An 18,104-nucleotide genomic window follows, 5' to 3' on the forward strand; every position below is an offset into this window, starting at 1 on the left:
CGCTCACCGATTCGCGGGACCCGCAGCGGCTCGGGGCACTCCTCGACGAGTCCCTGCCCGCCGGGCTCGACATCGTCGACGCGGTTCAGGCTCGGACCTCCGGACTCGCCGACCGGCTGACGGCCTCCGTGTGGGAGCTGCGGCTGGCCGGTGTGGAGCCGGCGGACGCCGAGCGTGCCGTGGGGGCGTTGAACACAGCCCCCGCGGGGTGGGGGCCCCCGCCGACCCCACAAAACCGCCGCACCAAAAACACACACCCCCCCCCACCCCCCCCCCTATTTTTTTCTGTGGGGTGGGTGTTTTTTTTTTTATACCCCCCCCCCCCCCCCGCCACCCCGCCGGCGGGCCGGGTAAGTCCGGTGACTTGCGCCGCGCGGGGGGTCCGGGGCGCCCCCGGGGCGCCGCGCCCGCGCCGTGCGGCGCTACGGTGCCGGGCGCACCACCATCGCCGAGCCGCCGCCCCGCCGTACCTTCTCGGCCGCGGCCAGCCACCTGCCGTCGGGCAGGCGCTGCACACCGGTGGCCGCCCCGATCTCCGGGTTGAGCTTGAAGCTGTGCCCGATGGCCTCCAGCCGGGTCCGCAGGTCGCTGTCGTAGAGCCCTGGTTCGAGTTCGGTCTGGGCGGCGTTGCGCTGGCTGGCGCGCGGCGCGGCGATCGCGTCGACCAGCGGCAGCCCTCGGTCGAGGAACTCGGTGAGGGTCTGCAGCACGGTGGTGATGATGGTCGCGCCGCCGGGCGAACCGAGCGCCACCACGGGCCGGTTGTGCCTGTCGAGCACGATCGTCGGGGAGATCGACGAGCGCGGCCGCTTGCCGGGACCGGGCAGGTTCGGGTCGTGCACGGCGGGGCTGGCCGGGGTGAAGGAGAAGTCCGTCAGCTCGTTGTTGAGCAGGAAGCCACGGCCGGGGACGGTGATCGCGCTGCCGCCGGTCTGCTCGATGGTGAGGGTGTAGGAGACGACGTTGCCCCACTTGTCGGCGACCGTGAGATGGGTGGTGTTCTCGCCCTCGTACGTCGTCGGGGCCGCCGTTCCCGCGGTGGAGCAGGCGGCCGGGTCGCGCGGGTCGCCCGGGGCGAGCGGGCTGGTGAGGACCGCGTCGTCCTTGACGAGGCAGGCGCGCGAGTCGGCGTACTTCTGCGAGAGCAGCTGCTTGGTCGGTACGTCCTCGAAGGCGGGGTCGCCGACCCAGCGCCCGCGGTCCGCGAAGGCGATGCGGCTGGCCTCGATGTAGTGGTGCAGGTACTGCGCCTCGGACGCCTTCGAAAGGTCGGTCCTGTCCAGGATGTTGAGGGCCTCGCCGACCGTGGTGCCGCCCGAGGAGGAGGGAGCGATCGAGTAGACGTTCAGACCGCGGTACGAGGTCCGGGTGGGCGCCTGCGGCTTGGCCCGGTAGGCGGCGAGGTCCGCGGCGGACAGCTTGCCGGGGCGGGCGTTCCAGCCCGAACCCGGGTCCACCGGCGGGTTGTTCACGGTGCGGACGATGGCGCTGCCGAGCTTGCCGTGGTAGATCGCGTCGGCGCCCTTGCGGCCCAACTCCTCGTAGGTGCGGGCGAGATCGGGGTTCTTGAAGGTGGAGCCGACGACCGGGAGCTGCCCGCCGGGCAGGAACAGCTCGGCGGTGGCCGGAAAGTAGCGGAAGCGGGTCTCGTTGGACGCGGTCTGGGCGCGGAAGGTGTCGTCGACGGTGAAGCCGTCGCGGGCGATGCGCTCCGCCGGCTCGAGGACCGTGCCGAGTCTTCTGCTGCCCCACTTGTCCAGGGCCGTCTGCCAGGTGGCGGGCGTGCCCGGGGTGCCGACGCTGAGGCCGCTGCTGACGGCGTCGGCGAAGGCGAGGGGCTTGCCGTTCTCGACGAAGAGGCCGGAGTCGGCGGTCAGCGGCGCGGTCTCGCGGCCGTCGACGGTGTGCACGGTACGGGACTCGGCGTCGTAGTAGACGAAGTACCCGCCCCCGCCGATGCCGGCGGAGTAGGGCTCGGTGACGCCGAGGGCGGCCGCGGTGGCCACGGCCGCGTCGACGGCGTTGCCGCCCTTGCGCAGTACCTCGATCCCGGCGGCGGAGGCGTCCGGGTCGACGCTGGCGACCGCGCCGCCGTACCCGACGGCGACCGGGGTCTTGGGGACGGCGGGACTGCTCTGCGCGGCGGGTGGCGCGGCCGCGCCGACCGACACCACGGCGGCCGAGACCGCCAGAACCGTCAGTTTCCGCGCGACAGGGCGACGCATCCATACCTCCAGTCCCAGACCGTCCGCGCAGCGTAGCCACATCGGCCGGACCCCGACAGCCGGATTCCGGGCAGCTGTCACACAAACGTCACACATCGAACACGAGTACGTTCCGGTTGGCTCGGGACCGCTACCATGCGCGCCCATGAATGACGACGTCCGCAACATCGTCCTGGGCGTGCTGGCCGCCGGCGTCAGCGCCGGCCTCGGCTGGCTCGCCCGTACCTACCTGTGGAAGCGCAGACTGCGGCGGAAGCAGGCCTTCTTCGGGCTGCCCGACAACTCCGAGTCGCTGCTCGTGGTGAACCGCGAGGCGGGCGGGCCGGAGCTGACGGTGATGCGGCACGACGTGTTCGCGCTCCTCGAACTCGCCGCCCTCATCAAGGGCTGCAACGCCAACGCCCAGGTCGTCGCCCATGACGCGGCCCAGCAGGGGTTCGGCGAGCGCACCGAGTTCTGTGTCGGCGGGCCCGCCTCCAACCGCCGCATGGCGGCGCACCTCGCCTCCCTGCTGCCGGGTGTCCAGGTGAACGTGGACGCCGAACCCGGCCCGGACCGGGGCGCGTTCCAGATCGGCAGCGAGCGCTACCGGCTGGAGTCCGGAAAGGGCGAGTACGTGCTCCTGGCCCGGCTCACCGCGGGCCAACGGCGCGACGTGCGCCCGGTGTTCCTCTTCTGCGGCCAGCGCGCGATCACCAATCAGGCCGCGACGCGCTACCTCGCCCGCAATCACGAGCGGCTGGCCCGCAAGCACGGCGGCAACTCCTTCGTACTGCTGCTGAAGGTGGTCAACTCCCAGGCGTACGGCCCGGATGTCGTCGAGCTCGTCGCGGACGTGACACGGGCCGCGCAGGCGCCTCTGCCGACGGTGGAGGCGCCACGCGCCGCACACCGGGCCTCCTAGGGAACGGCACATTCCAAAATTCTTTACTGGCACGTAACTTACCCACGGGTTACTTACGGTAAAGGGTGGCGGTTACCGTCGGGTCACTTTGCACTGACACGAGTGAGGAGTGACCCATGGGACATGGTCGCGCCGCCCTGCGCACCTCCGCCGTCGGAATCGTCTCGGCAGCCCTGATCGCCGGAACGTTCACCGGACTGGCTCCGGCCGCACAGGCCGCGGGCTCCGTCCGCTTCGTCGACATCACCGGCGACGGCGGCACCGTACTCAAGGCGAACGTCGTCACCCCCGCCGGCGCCGACGGCTCGCACGCCTACCCGCTCATCGTGCTCCCCACGAGCTGGGGCCTGCCCCAGGCCGAGTATCTGGCGCAGGCCCAGAAGCTCGCCGACTCCGGCTACGTCGTACTCACCTACAACGTCCGCGGCTTCTGGCAGTCCGGCGGACAGATAGAAGTGGCGGGCCCGCCCGACATAGCCGACGCCTCCAAGGTGATCGACTGGGCGCTCGCCAACACCCCCTCCGACCCGAAGCACGTCGGCATGGCCGGTGTCTCCTACGGCGCCGGCATCAGCCTGCTCGCCGCCGCGCACGACAAGCGGATCAAGGCGGTCGCGGCGCTCAGCGGCTGGGCGGACCTCATCGCGTCGATCTACTCCGGGCGCACCCAGCACGTCCAGGCGGCCGCCCTGCTGGACGGAGCGGCCGTCGTCACCGGCCACGAGAGCCCCGAAGTCCGGCAGATCTTCGACGACTTCTACGCCTCCAACCTGTCCAAGGAACAGGAGATGATCGACTGGGGGAAGAAACGTTCGGTCGCGACCTACGTCGATCAGCTCAACGACAACGGCGCGGCGGTCATGATGGCCAACGCCTGGGGCGACACGATCTTCCCCGCCAACCAGTACGCGGACTTCTACGAGAAGCTCACCGTCCCGAAGCGGCTGGAGATGCGCCCCGGCGACCACGCGACCGCGGAGCTGACCGGCCTGTTCGGGCTGCCCAACGACGTGTGGACCGACACCGGGCGCTGGTTCGACCACTACCTCAAGGGCGCCGACAACGGCATCGACCGCGAGCAGCCCGTACAGCTCAAGTCCCGTACCTCCGGCGGCTACGAGGGCTACCCGGACTGGAAGTCGATCGGCGCCGCGCGCAAGAAGCTCGCCCTCGCGGGCTCCACCACCATCCACGCCAACGTGGACTCGGGCGCGGACGGCGGGATCGTCTTCCTCTCCAGCATCCTCGACCAGGTGGCCCAGCTCCCGCCGGTCGCCTCGATCCCGCTGCTCCCCCGCCGCTGGGCCGCGGTCTGGCAGTCGGAGAAGTACACGACGGCGCAACAGGTGCGCGGCACGGCGAAGTTGCACACCACCCTCACCCCGACCGAGGAGAGCGGCACCCTCGTCGCCTACCTGTACGACGTGGGCCCGCTCGGCTTCGGCAAGCTGGTGACCAACGCCCCGTACACCTGGTACGACCGGACGCCCGGCCGGCCGTTCGACGTGGATCTGGACCTGTTCTCCACGGCGTACGACGTCCCGGCCGGACACCGGCTCGCCCTGGTCGTCGACACGGTGGATCCGCTCTACATCGAGCACAACCCGTCCGGCGCGCAGCTGACCTTCTCCTCACCGGCGGACGACCCGTCGTACGTGTCCGTTCCGCTGCGCGAGCAGTGATCTCCGGCTGCCGCCGGCCGGGCCTGGCCCTGTGAACTGCCGCCCCCCTCACGGTCCCGTGGCCGTGGGGGGGCTCCCGGGCTCCCCACCGGGCAGCAGCGTCCTCGCACATCCCGGTGCGGATCGGCCGGTTCGCCATCACCACGGGGATGAACGGTAAATCGTAGTCGAGGTTCGAGGCGGCCGGTCCCGGTACGGGGAGACCCTCGTGGGCGGTCAAGCGGCCGAGCGGTCCGTCCTTGCGCACAGGGGCCGGTCGGCCGTCCCGCACGGCCCCGGCTCCCCCGCCCGCGGAAGACCGGGGCCCACGAGCACCTTCCCCTCGGCGAAACAGTTGTCGACGTCACGCGGTTCGATCAGTGGATCGACGGCCATTCGCAGCCCTACTCACTCTCAGCTGTGTCGCGGTGATCGCAAGCTATCCAGACATCGATGAGCTTCGATCACGACACGCGCCATTCGGACATAAGCCGTATTTACACCGTCTTTAGGTCTCGGCGACCTCGGCGTAGAGCTGCGAGAGCTCGGGCACACCGCTCGACGCCCACTCGTGGCCCGTCGTGACGACGTCGAACTCGCGCCCGGAGGCCAGCCGTACGACGGCCTGTCCGCCGGGCCGGATGTCCCACCGCGCGCCGGGGACCGTACGCACGATGACCGTGCCCAGGTACAGCCCCGCGTCGTTGCCCAGCCAGGGCAGGCTCTCCTCGTCGTCGCGCCAGCGCGGCAGCAGCTGGTCGAGCGCCTCCAGCGAGGCCGCGGAGTCGTCGAGCCGGACGCCCTCCTGGGACGCCTGCGAGCGCAGCAGCTCGCACTCGGAGAGAAGCTCGGCGACCCCCTCGGGGTCGCGAGCGTGAACCGCCTCATCGCTCTTCGTGTGCCGGTTGCCCAGGAAGGGGATGTTCATATGTCCAGCGTGGCATTCGCACCGCCGTCCGCACCACAGCCCGTACGGGGTGTCGCGGCCCGGCCCCTGCCGTCGAATTCCCGCCGTCCGCCCGGAGGGCGGGCACGGCGGCGTCCGGCACGCACTCCCGCCGCGTCGCCGAATCGCCCACGTGACTGCGCAACACGTGGCGGGAACCTGGCGACAGGGCCTCTAGACCTCCAGGTCCACGACCACCGGCGCGTGGTCCGAGGCGCCCTTGCCCTTGCGCTCCTCGCGGTCGACGTAGGCGTCCTTGACGGCCTTGGCGAACGGCGCGTTGCCGTACACCAGGTCGATGCGCATGCCCCGGTTCTTCGGGAAGGCGAGCTGGCGGTAGTCCCAGTACGTGTACGGACGGTCGTACTTCAGGGGCCGCGGGACCACGTCGGACAGGCCCGCCTCGCGCAGGGCGGCCAGGGCGGCACGCTCGGCGGGAGTGACGTGGGTCAGGCCCTCGAAGGCGGCCACGTCGAAGACGTCGTCGTCGGTCGGCGCCACGTTGTAGTCGCCCAGGACCGCGAACGGGCGGCCGCCCGCCGCGTCGCCCGCGACGGCGGCCTTCAGGGCCTCGAACCACTGGAGCTTGTAGGCGTAGTGGGGGTGGTCCACCTCGCGGCCGTTCGGCACGTACACCGACCAGACGCGGACGGGGCCGCAGGTCGCGGAGATCGCCCGGGGCTCCTCGACACCCTCGTACCCCGGGTCACCGGGCAGGCCCTTGACGACGTCCTCCAGGCCGACGCGGGAGATCACCGCCACGCCGTTCCACCTGCCGGTGGCGTTCACCGCCGCCTCGTAGCCCAGCTCGCGCAGCTGGTCGAACGGGAACAGCTCCTCGGCGAGCTTGGCCTCCTGCAGGCAGAGCACGTCCGTGCCACTGCTCTCCAGCCAGGCAAGCAGCCTCGGCAGGCGGGCGGTGATCGAGTTCACGTTCCAGGTCGCGATGCGCATGTCCCACAACCTACCGGGCGGGACCGACAACACCCTCCCGTCCGGCTGGGCGCTCAGACGTCGGCCGACGCGCCCGGCGCGAGCCGCAGGTGCTCCGAGCCGCCGAGAGCGCCGATCTGGCGGTCGTAGATCGGGCGGGCGAGGTCGGTGAGCAGGGCGTCGTGGATGTCGTAGGCGCGCTGCGGCCCGACCTCACGGAGATAGTCGATGACCTCGGAGATCTTGTTCCAGGGGGCCATCACCGGGAGCATCAGCGTCTCGACCGGGTGGTCGGGGACGGTGAGGGCGTCCCCGGGGTGGAAGACGCGACCGCCGTCGATCAGGTAGCCGACGTTGGTGATGCGCGGGATGTCCGGGTGGATCACCGCGTGCAGCTCGCCGTGGACCTGGACGTCGAAGCCCGCCGCCGTGAAGGTGTCGCCGTGGCCGACGGTGTGCACGCGGCCCGGGAAGGCCGCCGCGATCCGGTCCGCGACCGACTTCAGGGTCCAGATCTCGACGGCCGGGTCGGCGTCCAGCGCGGCCCGCAGGCGTCCCTCGTCGAAGTGGTCGGGGTGCTCGTGCGTGACCAGGATCGCGTCCGCGCCGAGCGCGGCGTCCTCCTCGCTGAAGCCGCCGGGGTCGAGGACGAGCGTGCGCCCGTCCTTCTCCAGACGGACGCAGGCGTGGGACTTCTTCGTGAGCTTCATGAATCCCATCCTGCCCCCGCCGGGCCCCGGCGAGTTGCCGGAGCCGCTGCGGCGCACGCCCGCATGCCGATCACTCGGCGGGCGTGGTCTCCTCGTGGATGACCCGCTGGGCCACCCGGAACGCGCTGTTCGCGGCCGGCACCCCGCAGTACACGGCCGCCTGGAGCAGTACTTCCTTGATCTCGTCGGGGGTCAGGCCGTTGCGCAGGGCGGCCCGGGTGTGGGCGGCGAGCTCCTCCAGATGGCCGCCCGCGACGAGCGTGGCGAGCGTGACGCAGCTGCGCGAGCGCCGGTCGAGACCGGGCCGGTCCCAGATCTCGCCCCAGGTGTACCGGGTGACGAGCTCCTGGAAGTCCCCGGAGAAGTCGTCGGCCCCGGCCAGCGCCCGGTCGACATGGGCGTCGCCGAGCACCTCCCGGCGGATCTTGAGCCCCGTCTCGTACCGGTCGGGCGGCCCGAGCGGCTGCGGCGCCACGGCGGCGGGGGCGATCTCGGCGATGGGCGCGGCCTGCGGGGCGAACTGCGGCGCGGTTTGCGGACCGGCGGCCAGGACCGGCCTCACCGGAGCCGTGGGGACGGCCATCTGGCCGGTGGACGACTCGAAGCCGGGCTGCCAGGCGGTGGAGAAGTGCCGGACCAGCAGATCGGTGACGGCCGCCGGCTGCTCGACCGGGACGAGGTGGGAGGCGCCGGGGACGACCGCGAGACGGGCGTCCGGGATGCCCGCCACCAGGGTGCGGGCCTCGGCCGGCCCGGTGACCTGGTCGTCCGAGCCCACCAGGACCAGGGTCGGCACACCGACGCGGGCCAGCTCGGGGCGCACGTCGAACCCGGCCAGCGCCTCGCAGGCGGCGATGTAGCAGCCGGGGTCGGTGGTGCGCACCATCTGCACGGCCCACTCCGTGATCGCGGGCTGGGCGGCCGCGAACCCGCCGGTGAACCAGCGGTCCGGCGAGGTCCTGGCGATCGGGTCGAGCCCGTTCGTCCGCACGATCACCCCGCGCTGCCGGAACTCGTCGGGCGTTCCGAACCGCGGCGAGGCGGCGACCAGTGCGAGCGAGACGACCCGCTCCGGGCGGCGCAGGGCCAGCTCGATGCCGATCGCGCCGCCGAGCGCGCAGCCCGCGTAGCCGAAGCGCTGCACCCCGAGCCCGTCCAAAGTGGCGAGCAGCCGGGCGGCCAGCTCGGCGACCGAGCCCGCCGGATGCGCGGGGGCACCGCCGTGTCCCGGCAGATCGAACCGGAAGACCCGCCACTGTCCGGCCAGCTCCGGGACCTGCCTGTCCCACATGTGCCATGTGGTACCCAGGGAGGGCCCCAGGATCAGGACAGGTGCGTCTTCTGGCCCGTCAACGCGGTATTGCAGGGTGTTCGGTGGTGTCTCGCTCACCCGTCAGACCCTCTCATCTCTCACGGACTGCCCCTGTAACGGGGGTTATGGCTGTGTGGGCCCGACCAGGTGGAAGACCTCCCGGGCAGCGTAGCGTTTGAGGCATCGGACGATTTCGCGACGGGTCTTGCCCTCCTTGATGCGGCGTTCGTGGTAGTCCTGGGTGCGCGGGTCGAAGCGCAGGCGAGTCTGCACGATCCGGTGCAGGGCTGCGTTAGCTTGCCGGTCGCCGCCGCGGTTGAGGCGACGGTGCTGCCGACTGCCCGAGGAACGCTCGACTGGGCTGACACCGCACAGCGCCGCGAACGACGCCTCAGTGTCCAGGCGTTCCGGGTTGTCCCCCACCGTGATCAGCGAAGTGACGGCCGTGTCCGGACCGATGCCCACCACCTCGAGCAGCTGCGGAGCGTGGCGCTCCACCAGGGGGGTCAGGTGGCCTTCCAAGTCCTGGACCTCGTCGCTGAGCTGCCTGATGCGCCGGGCCAGGAGACCCAGGGTGACGTGGGCGGCATGGAGCACCGCCCCTTCATCGGCCTCGTGGTTCAGGCTGTCGTCGACGAGCCCGGCGCAGGTGCGGAAGAGTTCTGCGTTGCCCGGCCCGGCAAGTTCCTCTCTCAGCTGCGGATCGGCACGGATGAGGACAGCCTTGAGTTGGTTGATCGCCTGCGTGCGGGCCTTGACCGCCGACTCCTTGGCCAGTTTGTACATCCGGGCACTGGAGCCCTTACGGTCCCACCTACTGAACGCCCGCACCGCACATTGTGCGCCCACAACCGCAGTTCAGGGGCTCTTCGCGACCGGTTCAATCGCGGCACACCGACCTGGTGGGTCATCGGAAAGATGTCCACCTGTGCGATCTTCGGAAAACCCGAGGTCAGATCCCATTTCCTGGCCCATCGCCATGCATGTGGGTGCCCAGGGAGTCAAACGGGGCGTCACGGCCGACAGTCCGCCCTTTCAACCCGGTCGCTCCAGCCTTCGCCAACACCCTGCTCGACGCGACCGGCGTCCTTCTCGGCCAACTCCCGCTCAGTCGCGACCGGGTGTGGCTGGTCGTGCGAGACGCGGGCCTGACGGATCGGCAGGTGGGCGACTCGTGGTGGAACGCTCCCTGTCAGCCGACCTGCTGCACCTTGATCGCGTCGCTCACCCGAACCGTCCCGGCTGCAAGGACGTCCAGGTAGGCACCGAGCACGATGCCGGGATCCACCGGGAGCTCGTGGACGGTCGAAGTACGCGTCAACTGGCCCGAAGACCGACCGCCAGCGTCAGTTCAAGGACCCGGTGTGGCGATGCGAGATCCGGAAACAGCTCCCGCAGCTGCGACATCCGGTACCGGACTGTCTGGGGATGGACGAACAACGCCGCCGCCACCTCGTCCCGCCTGCCCTGGTGCAGCAGCCACGCCCGCAACGTCTCCTCCAGCCGCCGTGCGGTCGCGACAGGCAAGGTGCGCAACGGTGCGAGGGCTCGGGCACGCAGGTCTGCGAACGCGTCCACGTCGGCGCTCAGCACCAGCTCGGGCAGGTGGTCCTCGGTGTCGCGGATATCAGAGGAGAGGGAGCGCGCGCGTGCGGCTCGTGCGTGCGAGGATGACGCACGAGTCCATGGCCGGGCCGGGCCGACCACGGCGGTGCGGTCGGTCAGCTGCCGCAAGAGATGTGATCGGTCGGAATCGGGGACGAGCAGCACACCGGTGGCGTCCGGCAGATCGTCGAGGACGAGGGTGCTCGGGTCGAGTGTGCGGTAGGCGGGCCGGGCCTGGGCGGCGGGCAGCAGGACCGCCGTCAGCGTAACCGGAGGCTGCCATCCGGCCCGTTGAGCAGAGGCCAGCAGCACGTCCGGGCTCGCGCCGGCGAGGAGATCGCGGGCCAGGTGTTCCAGGTGGCGCTCGTGGGCCCTGCCCCGGGCGGCCAGTTCGTCGGCGTGGCCCGCGGCGCTCGCGGCGGAGAGCTCGTCAATGTAGGCGAAGGTCAGCTCGGCGAACTTGGCGACCTCGGCGGCGGGCAGACCTGCGGACACGGCGCCCGCTGCCAGGCATCGCCAGGCCACGCGGGCGCCGACGCGGTAGGCGCTGAGCAGGGCGTCCATCGAACGGCCGTCGCGCACCTCGCCCCCGCCCAGCTCGTAGGCCGCGTCACCGCCGTCGCCGCCTGTGGCGTTCCCGCTCGCGAGGTCCAGGTAGTGCCCCAGGGCGGTGCGGACGGCTCGGCGGATGGTGGCGCCCATGTGGCCCGTCAGTGCGTTGGCGTAGGGAGGGACCTCGTCGATGATCGCCTGGACGACCTCGTCGGCGGTGGTCTTCAGCGCGGCCCGAAGTGCGGTGACCGTCGTCTCATCCAGGGCCAGTTCGCTGGCCCTCTGGGTTACACGACTCACGTTTTTATTCCCTGCGAACAATTCCACCCACCAGATTCACGTCCTACGGTCAGGACTTTACGCCCTGAGACGCAGCAAGCTGGAGTCATGACGAGTGCAGCCCTTCGCAGCAGGGCGTGGAAACTGCTGGAGATGGTCACGACGCCGCTGCTGCCGTCGGACTACCTCGACCTGGTCAGCCCACTGCGTGCGGGCGCCGACCTGCGGGGGCGCATCGAGGCCGTGCACCCCGAGACGGATGACGCCGCGACTGTCGTGATCAGGCCGGGACGGGGCTGGCGCGGCCACACAGCCGGTCAGTACGTGCGGATCGGGGTCGACGTCGACGGCGTACGCCTGTGGCGTGCCTACTCCATCACCTCGCCGACGAACCGCCAGGACGGCCGCGTCACGATCACCGTGAAGGCGATCCCGGACGGCAAGGTCAGCAACCACCTGGTCCGCAGGGCGAAACCGGGCACGCTGATCCAGCTCGACCAGGCGACCGGTGACTTCGTGCTGCCGCCGGCCAAGCCCGCCAAGGTGCTCTACCTGACGGCCGGCAGCGGCGTCACGCCCGTGATGGGCATGCTGCGCGACATCGAGTTCGACGACGTCGTCATGGTCCACTGCGCGCCACGGGCGCAGGACGTGATCTTCCGAAACGAACTGCACGATCTGGTCGCGGACGAGAAGCTGCGGCTCATCGAGGTGCACACCGACACGGACGGCATGCTCGACATCGCCCGTCTCGACGAACTCGTGCCCGACTGGGCCGAGCGCGAGGCCTGGGCTTGCGGGCCCGCGGGCCTGCTTGACGCCGCCGAAGAGCACTGGAGCGGGCACGGCGTCCAAGTGCGCCTGCACACCGAACGCTTCCGCCCCAGCATCGTCGTCGCCGGCGACGGCGGCGAGGTCACGTTCAGCGCCACCGGCAAGACCGTCGACTCGGACGGCGCCACGCCGTTGCTGGACGTCGGCGAGGAGGCCGGCGTGCTCATGCCGTCCGGGTGCCGTATGGGCATCTGCTTCGGCTGCGTCACGCCGCTCAAGGCGGGCGCCGTCCGCGACCTGCGCACCGGCGAGATCACCGAGGCCGAGCCGGGCGTCCTCATCCAGACCTGTGTGTCCGCCGCGGCGGGCCCTTGCGACATCGAACGGTAGGAGCACTTTGACCGCCATTGACCCCACCGCCCACCTGACGGCGGAGCAGATCGAGGAGCTAGGCCGCGAGCTGGACGCGATCCGCGACGAGGTGATCGCCGGCCGCGGGGAGAAAGACGCCGCCTACATCCGTAGGGTCATCTCGGCGCAGCGCAAGCTCGAGTTGGTCAGCAGGGGCGTGCTGCTGTTCTCGATCTTCCCGCCGGCGTGGCTGCTCGGCACCGCCGGTCTGTCCGTGGCGAAGATCATGGACAACATGGAGATCGGCCACAACGTCCTGCACGGCCAGTGGGACTGGATGCGGGACCCGAAGATCCACTCCACCACTTGGGAGTGGGATCACGTCTCGCCGTCCGAGCAGTGGAAGCACTCGCACAACGAGCTGCATCACACGTACACCAACGTGATCGGCAAGGACAACGACCTCGGCTACGGCATCATGCGCGTCGACGAGGACCAGGAGTGGCACCCGTTCCACCTCGGTCAGCCGCTGTGGAACTTCATCAACGCCTGCTTCTTCGAGTACGGCATCGCGGCGTACGACCTGCAGCTCGGCAAGAACCTGCACAAGCGGCGCCGCAAGAACCCGGAGTTCCGCGCGCGGGCCAAGGCCGTGGGCCGCAAGATCCGCAAGCAGGTGCTCAAGGACTACGTGATCCACCCGCTGCTGTCGGGCCCGTCGTTCCTCCCCACGCTCGCCGCCACGTTCACCGCGAACCTGGTCCGCAACATCTGGTCCCACTCCGTGATCATGTGCGGGCACTTCCCCGAGGGCGTACAGGTCTTCGAGCGCCGGTCGATCAAGGACGAGACGCGCGGCCAGTGGTACCTGCGCCAGATGATGGGCTCGGCGAACATCAGCGGCAGCAGGGCCATGCACTTCATGACCGGCAACCTGTCGCACCAGATCGAGCACCACCTGTTCCCGGACCTGCCGAGCAACCGGTACGCCGAGGTCGCGGTGAAGGTGCGCGCGCTGTTCGAGAAGTACGAGCTGGAGTACGTCACCGGACCGCTGCCCAAACAGGTGTTCTCCGCGTGGCGCAAGGTCTTCCGGCTCTCGCTGCCGAACAAGAAGCCCGAGGTCAAGACGCCGGACCGTGAGCAGGAGCTCGTCGCCGCCTGATGGGTACAAGCGCCTGGCTCACGAACCCGAGGTCAGGCGCCCTTGTCCGCAGGCTCCAGAATCGCCACGCACTCCGCGTGATGCGTCATCGAAAACACGTCAGGAGGCACGGAGAAAGGTCAGAGCGCTCTTGCGGTGTTCGGGGCGGCCAGCGAGGTGCTGGAGCGTCACAACGCGGCAGGCTTCTCCGGGGGGCAAACCCGACAGGCCACCTGCACGAATGGCTGGTCTCAAACGCTTACGTTCGCGCGTGACACCCGGACGCAGGCCGTGCCTCGGACCGGCCCGACATGACGAGCAGCCACTATTCGGAGTCAGGGTGCATCTGCACCCACCGGCCGTTGATGAACTTCATCTCCAAACCGTAGAACGGCTGGGGCGGGGGGACCGGCCGCTTGCCGCGGTGTGGCGCTGTCGGCTGCTTGGGGCGGTCGGCGGGCTGCACCTTCGCGGCCCCCGGCTTCATTTTCGCGTCGCGCTTCCGCAACGCTTCGATCTTTTTGAGGAGTTCGGCGCGGCTGATGTCTTTCGGCGCCCGGGTGAGACCGGGCGGAGCCGCCGAACGGGTCGGCGAGCGGTCCGTGGCCGACTGGCAGGCGCGGTGCACCGGCTGTCCGTCCGCGGCGAAGACGAGCTTCTTCCTGGCCACCGGCAGGCGGCATACCGCACAGCGCTTGAGCGCGGGCTTGGGCCTGAACGTGTCGGACACGATCCCCCCGGATGGTGATGCCTTGGTGGGACAGCAGGATAGGCGCGCTGATGACAGCTCGGGGGAGTTCGAGCGAAATGTGAACGCTCCTTTCTTCGCGGAACGGTACGTTCGCGCCGGAAGTGCGAGACGTTGCCGTTGTCAGCCGGCTCAGCAGGAAGGGCCGAGGACCACCGGTCGTGGGACTGCGACGAGGGCGAACTCAGCGGGTCGGCGAACCGTCGTCTGTGCGGCCGCGCATACCTTCAGTAGGGGGTGAGGAAGGCAATGTTGCAGCTCGGCGACGTCGAAACCCTGGAAGGGCTTGGGCGGCCCCATCGAGGGGGATGATGGCCGCGCGGACGTCGTCGCCGTCTCCGATCCGGCGGCAACGAACCGCCAGGGCGAGGCGCCGCGGCGCCTCGGTCGCGCGTTTTCAGGCTAGCCACATCCGTCTCCCAGCCTTCGGCCCGCGCCGCAGGCCACCTGTTCGGATGCGGCACGGCGTCGGCCGGCCGATCAGGGCGTCCACCCGGTGCACGACGGATGCTCCCGCAACCCGGTCGAGCGGCCTCCCCGGTCCACGCAGAGGCCCTCAACGAACGCTGCCGTGTGTATGAGGTGATCTCACCGGGGTGTAGCTGTCGAGACGGACGGCGCCGCTGCCGTCATCTCGGGTCACTCCCGGGGGAAGGCGTCGCCGGTCGGCCAGCGTTCCGGCAGACCGAGAGCAGTGTGGACGGAGCGAATCGCGGGCTGGCGCTCGACCTGGATCCCAGCCAGTTGCGTCGTTGCCCAGGTAGGAAAGATGGGGGCAGGAAGCGAGGCAGGATCCGGGCTTTGCCAGAGAACGGGAGTGTTTTTCGTCCAGGTCCAGGGTGCTGGGTTGTTCACGACGAGCACGCCGCTGACACGGCTGTGGGCATGGTCGTAGGTGGCAGCCGGCTGCTCCATCCGGTCCCGGATGCTCTTCTACAAGTCCCTGCGAACCAGGGCGTACGTCGCCACCTGGCGAGGCCGGAGTGACCAAGCCGGTCAACGCTCTGTCGAAGTCCGAGGCGGCCGAGGAGGAAGGGCCGACTATGCCTTTGCCCTGCCCCCGCCAGGCCCATGCTTGTGGCACCGGCAGGGGGGAGGCCGTCATGCACCACGGCCCCCGGCTCATGCCCTGACCATCAATGCCTTCGGCCAGGCTGAGCCCGTCATCGCGGGCACGGGCCCTCTGGCAGGAATGGGGTGGGCTGGACCGGCCCTCACGTCATCCGGGTCCGCGGCCACCATGCGGCCTCCCGAGAAAGCCCGCAGTCACGGATGCTTCGTACGGGCGGCTGAGGCTTGCCAGGTGTCCGCGCCGGAGCTGACGTGTTGCCGGGTGTGCTGGGGGCCGTACCAGTCCAGGCACATCACGGTGGCGTCGTCCTCGAGCCGGCCGACTGCCGCGTCCAGGACTGCGGAGGTCAACATCAGCGCGGTCTCCCGCGGGTGCAGATCCCGGGTCCGATCCAGCAGGTCGGCAAGGTCGACCTTGTCTCCGTGATGTTCGCGCATGCCGTCGGTCAGCATGAGCAGACGGTCACCGGGGCGCAGATCGCTGTCCTGGACGCGGGAGGGGTGGGGTAGGCGCACGGACAGCCCGAAGGGATGGTCCACCTACCAGGGGATCGTCTCGGTGATCCCGTCGCGCATGCGCATGGGCCAGGGGTGACCGGCGTTGACGAGCTGGGCCGCCCGGTGCGGAGGTTGATGCGCAGCAGCTGCCCGGTGGCGTGGCGGCGGTTGTGGCCGGCCAGGGCCTGGTCAGCGAGGAGGACCTGCTCCGCGAGACCGGCTCCTGCGCGACGGGCACCGCGCAGGGCGACTGTTGTCGACCGGGTTGACCGTGACGCCGGGTGCGACGATGTCGTCGATGGAGGTGTTTACCGCGACTACCAGTGCGGCATCATGCCGCCCGGCCCCGGCGCCCGCGATCTGATCAGTCTCTTCACCAGCGTCGACGGACGGTTTCACGAGTTCTGCGAGCACGCGATCGGTTTCACTCGGCGCGAGGGCGGACAAGGCCGTGATCGTAGGCGAAGATCACCGCCTGGACGCGGTCGCGGGCGCCGATCTTGGACAGCACGCGTCCGACATGTGTCTTCACCGTGGACTCCGACAGCACGAGACGCGTGGCGATCTCGCCGTTGGACCAGCCCTTGCCGATGGCGACGAGGATCTCGCGCTCGCGGCCGGTGAGGGCACTGAGGCCCGGATCCTCGGCCGAGCCGGCGCCGCCGGGTGGCACGAGACGGCTGAACTCGTGCAGCAGGCGGCGGGTGAGCGCCGGCGCGATCACCGCGTCCCCGACGGCCACGGCACGGATGCCCGCGAGGAGTTCCTCGGGACGGGCGTCCTTGAGCAGAAAGCCACTGGCCCCGGCACGCAGGGCCGCGTAGACGTACTCGTCGAGGTCGAAGGTGGTCAGGACGAGAACCCGGGACCGGTCACCGGTGGCGATGATGCGGCGCGTGGCCTCGATCCCGTCCATGCCCGGCATACGTACATCCATGAGGACGACGTCGGGGCGCAGTTCGGCGGCCTTGCGGACGGCCTCGCTCCCGTGCGCGGCCTCGCCGAGCACCTCCGTCTCGGGCACGGAGTCAAGCAGCATGCGGAAGCCGTACCGCTGAAGCGGCTGGTCGTCGACGATGAGCACCGTGGTCACCCGGCAGCACCCCCCCGGGGAGCGAGGTCGAGGGTGGCGCGCACCGTCCAGCCCGGGCCGGCGGGACCGACGCTGACGTGTCCGCCGTAGAGAGCCGCTCGTTCCCGCATGCCCACCAGGCCGTGTCCTTCCTCGTTCGCCGGGCCAGGACGGCCGCCCGGTGTGGGTGGCCCAGAGTCCTGGACGGTGATGGTCAGCCGGGTGTCCTCCACGGCGATCGCCAGGTTCGCACGGGCTCCCGCGCCGGCGTGTTTGAGGGTGTTCGTCAGAGCCTCCTGCACGATGCGGTAGACCGTGAGCTGCACCCCGCTGTCGAGGGTGTCGATGTCACCGGCCGTACGGTAGACGACCTCCAGGCCGGCAGCGCGTACCCCTTCGCACAGCGCGTCGATGTCCGCGAGGCCGGGCTGCGGGCTCAGTTCGGGCTCGGTCGGCGAGCCGTCCGCCTCGCGCAGGACACCGAGTACCCGGCGCAGTTCACTCAGGGCCTGGCGACCGGCGTCGCCGATGAGGTGCAGGGCTTCCTTTCCTCGCTCCGGGGCTGCGGCGGTGGCGTAGGCGCCCGCGTCGGCGAGGGTGATGATGACGGACAGGTTGTGGCCGACGATGTCGTGCATTTCGCGGGCGACCCGCGTCCGCTCGGCGGCGACGGCGAGCCTGCCGCGCTGGTCGCGTTCGATCTCCAGCCGGGCCGCGCGGTCGCGCAGCCCGGCCAGCTGGGCCCGCCGGATGCGGATCACCAGGCCGAGGGCGAGGGCCGCGGTCGCCGTGCTGAGTAGGAAGAACAGCGCGTCCCAGACCGACACCGCGGTCGAGACCCGGGCTGCCACCAGGCCCAGCGCCCCCGCCGTGACCGCGCAGGCCCACGGCAGCTGCCGTAGCCGTCCGTGCAGGGTCAGGCTGTACAGCGCGACGAAGAGGGCGACGTCCGCACGGAGCGCGGCACCGAGCGACCACTGGAGAACGAACACGGCCGTGACAGCGCCGAAGGCCACTGCGGGTGCCCGGCGTCGCCACAGCAGCGGCAGCACCAGCCCGGCCTGCAGGGCCAGCATCCCCACCACGGGCAACCGTGTGAACGCCACCCGGAAGCGGCGCGGTCCGTCACCGTCTCCGTGCCCGCCGAACGCGCCTGCCGCGTGCAGCACGTCCGGCAGGCAGAAGAGCAGGACCACAAGGACCACCACCGCTGTGTCCAGCACCCACGGCCGGGCCCGGTCGGCATGCCGGAGCCGCTGGCCCGCCCGGCCGTGCCGGGCGACCCACGGCCCCATCCCGCGGTGGTCTTCAGTGGTGAC

General features: G+C 70.4%; 16 protein-coding genes and 1 pseudogene. 5 read left to right on the top strand and 12 right to left on the bottom strand.

Going from position 1 to position 18,104, the window contains the following annotated elements; genetic code table 11:
- A pseudogene (locus ACFW2E_RS19355) lies at positions 1-251 on the top strand (radical SAM protein); the annotation flags it as partial.
- Between the two features lie 171 nt (positions 252-422).
- Here the strand turns inward: ACFW2E_RS19355 and ggt are convergent.
- Complete coding sequence (gene ggt, locus ACFW2E_RS19360; RefSeq protein WP_384467932.1) at positions 423-2,225, bottom strand: gamma-glutamyltransferase; 1,803 nt, start codon at positions 2,223-2,225, stop codon at positions 423-425.
- Between the two features lie 145 nt (positions 2,226-2,370).
- Here ggt and ACFW2E_RS19365 point away from each other — a divergent pair, with 145 nt between their 5' ends.
- Together ACFW2E_RS19365 and ACFW2E_RS19370 are read left to right on the top strand one after the other, a co-directional pair.
- Entirely contained in the window at positions 2,371-3,129 is a 759-nt protein-coding gene (locus tag ACFW2E_RS19365) for a hypothetical protein (RefSeq protein ID WP_384467934.1), read from the top strand.
- A 116-nt stretch (positions 3,130-3,245) separates the two neighbouring features.
- Positions 3,246-4,811 (top strand): CocE/NonD family hydrolase, encoded by a 1,566-nt coding sequence (locus ACFW2E_RS19370; protein ID WP_384467936.1) that lies wholly within the window; start codon positions 3,246-3,248, stop codon positions 4,809-4,811.
- A 487-nt stretch (positions 4,812-5,298) separates the two neighbouring features.
- Here the strand turns inward: ACFW2E_RS19370 and ACFW2E_RS19375 are convergent, their stop codons facing one another.
- The 7 genes from ACFW2E_RS19375 to ACFW2E_RS19405 all read right to left on the bottom strand — a co-directional run bounded on the left by ACFW2E_RS19375 (position 5,299) and on the right by ACFW2E_RS19405 (position 11,148).
- Positions 5,299-5,718, bottom strand: a complete 420-nt coding sequence (locus ACFW2E_RS19375; protein ID WP_384467937.1) for a DUF6278 family protein — start codon at positions 5,716-5,718, stop codon at positions 5,299-5,301.
- Between the two features lie 192 nt (positions 5,719-5,910).
- Entirely contained in the window at positions 5,911-6,690 is a 780-nt protein-coding gene (locus ACFW2E_RS19380; protein ID WP_384467939.1) for an exodeoxyribonuclease III, read from the bottom strand.
- Positions 6,691-6,743: 53 nt separating this feature from the next.
- Complete coding sequence (locus ACFW2E_RS19385) at positions 6,744-7,379, bottom strand: MBL fold metallo-hydrolase (protein WP_384467941.1); 636 nt, start codon at positions 7,377-7,379, stop codon at positions 6,744-6,746.
- 70 nt (positions 7,380-7,449) lie between these two features.
- Positions 7,450-8,769 (bottom strand): 4-carboxymuconolactone decarboxylase, encoded by a 1,320-nt coding sequence (pcaC, locus tag ACFW2E_RS19390; RefSeq protein ID WP_384467943.1) that lies wholly within the window; start codon positions 8,767-8,769, stop codon positions 7,450-7,452.
- A 45-nt stretch (positions 8,770-8,814) separates the two neighbouring features.
- A complete protein-coding gene (locus ACFW2E_RS19395; RefSeq protein WP_384467945.1) occupies positions 8,815-9,477 on the bottom strand; it encodes a transposase in 663 nt (220 codons plus the stop codon).
- A 406-nt stretch (positions 9,478-9,883) separates the two neighbouring features.
- A complete protein-coding gene (locus tag ACFW2E_RS19400) occupies positions 9,884-10,012 on the bottom strand; it encodes a hypothetical protein (RefSeq protein ID WP_384467947.1) in 129 nt (42 codons plus the stop codon).
- Positions 10,009-11,148, bottom strand: a complete 1,140-nt coding sequence (locus ACFW2E_RS19405; protein ID WP_384467949.1) for a PucR family transcriptional regulator — start codon at positions 11,146-11,148, stop codon at positions 10,009-10,011. Before ACFW2E_RS19405 ends, ACFW2E_RS19400 begins: the two co-directional genes overlap by 4 nt.
- 87 nt (positions 11,149-11,235) lie before the next feature.
- Between ACFW2E_RS19405 and ACFW2E_RS19410 the strand changes: the two genes are divergently transcribed.
- Both ACFW2E_RS19410 and ACFW2E_RS19415 read left to right on the top strand, forming a co-directional pair.
- Entirely contained in the window at positions 11,236-12,291 is a 1,056-nt protein-coding gene (locus ACFW2E_RS19410) for a ferredoxin reductase (protein ID WP_384467951.1), read from the top strand.
- Positions 12,292-12,298: 7 nt separating this feature from the next.
- A complete protein-coding gene (locus ACFW2E_RS19415) occupies positions 12,299-13,417 on the top strand; it encodes a fatty acid desaturase family protein (protein ID WP_384467953.1) in 1,119 nt (372 codons plus the stop codon).
- A 304-nt stretch (positions 13,418-13,721) separates the two neighbouring features.
- Here the strand turns inward: ACFW2E_RS19415 and ACFW2E_RS19420 are convergent, their stop codons facing one another.
- The 4 genes from ACFW2E_RS19420 to ACFW2E_RS19435 form a co-directional block, all read right to left on the bottom strand.
- Entirely contained in the window at positions 13,722-14,126 is a 405-nt protein-coding gene (locus ACFW2E_RS19420; protein ID WP_384467955.1) for a hypothetical protein, read from the bottom strand.
- Between the two features lie 1,284 nt (positions 14,127-15,410).
- Entirely contained in the window at positions 15,411-15,755 is a 345-nt protein-coding gene (locus ACFW2E_RS19425; RefSeq protein ID WP_384467957.1) for a SpoIIE family protein phosphatase, read from the bottom strand.
- 382 nt (positions 15,756-16,137) lie between these two features.
- Positions 16,138-16,806 (bottom strand): response regulator transcription factor, encoded by a 669-nt coding sequence (locus ACFW2E_RS19430; protein ID WP_365245021.1) that lies wholly within the window; start codon positions 16,804-16,806, stop codon positions 16,138-16,140.
- A partial coding sequence (locus tag ACFW2E_RS19435; RefSeq protein ID WP_384467959.1) for a sensor histidine kinase occupies positions 16,803-18,104 on the bottom strand: 1,302 nt, incomplete at its 5' end. The genes ACFW2E_RS19435 and ACFW2E_RS19430, both read right to left, overlap by 4 nt.

It is taken from the genome of Streptomyces sp. NPDC058964 (assembly GCF_042741275.1).
In the GTDB taxonomy this organism is placed as follows: domain Bacteria; phylum Actinomycetota; class Actinomycetes; order Streptomycetales; family Streptomycetaceae; genus Streptomyces.

What these genes read in the sequence shown, in the direction of transcription:
- ggt (WP_384467932.1), bottom strand. Translation starts at nt 2,225, where the DNA reads ATGCGTCGCCCTGTCGCGCGGAAACTGACGGTTCTGGCGGTCTCGGCC.
- ACFW2E_RS19365 (WP_384467934.1), top strand. Translation starts at nt 2,371, where the DNA reads ATGAATGACGACGTCCGCAACATCGTCCTGGGCGTGCTGGCCGCCGGC.
- ACFW2E_RS19370 (WP_384467936.1), top strand. Translation starts at nt 3,246, where the DNA reads ATGGGACATGGTCGCGCCGCCCTGCGCACCTCCGCCGTCGGAATCGTC.
- ACFW2E_RS19375 (WP_384467937.1), bottom strand. Translation starts at nt 5,718, where the DNA reads ATGAACATCCCCTTCCTGGGCAACCGGCACACGAAGAGCGATGAGGCG.
- ACFW2E_RS19380 (WP_384467939.1), bottom strand. Translation starts at nt 6,690, where the DNA reads ATGCGCATCGCGACCTGGAACGTGAACTCGATCACCGCCCGCCTGCCG.
- ACFW2E_RS19385 (WP_384467941.1), bottom strand. Translation starts at nt 7,379, where the DNA reads ATGAAGCTCACGAAGAAGTCCCACGCCTGCGTCCGTCTGGAGAAGGAC.
- ACFW2E_RS19395 (WP_384467945.1), bottom strand. Translation starts at nt 9,477, where the DNA reads ATGTACAAACTGGCCAAGGAGTCGGCGGTCAAGGCCCGCACGCAGGCG.
- ACFW2E_RS19410 (WP_384467951.1), top strand. Translation starts at nt 11,236, where the DNA reads ATGACGAGTGCAGCCCTTCGCAGCAGGGCGTGGAAACTGCTGGAGATG.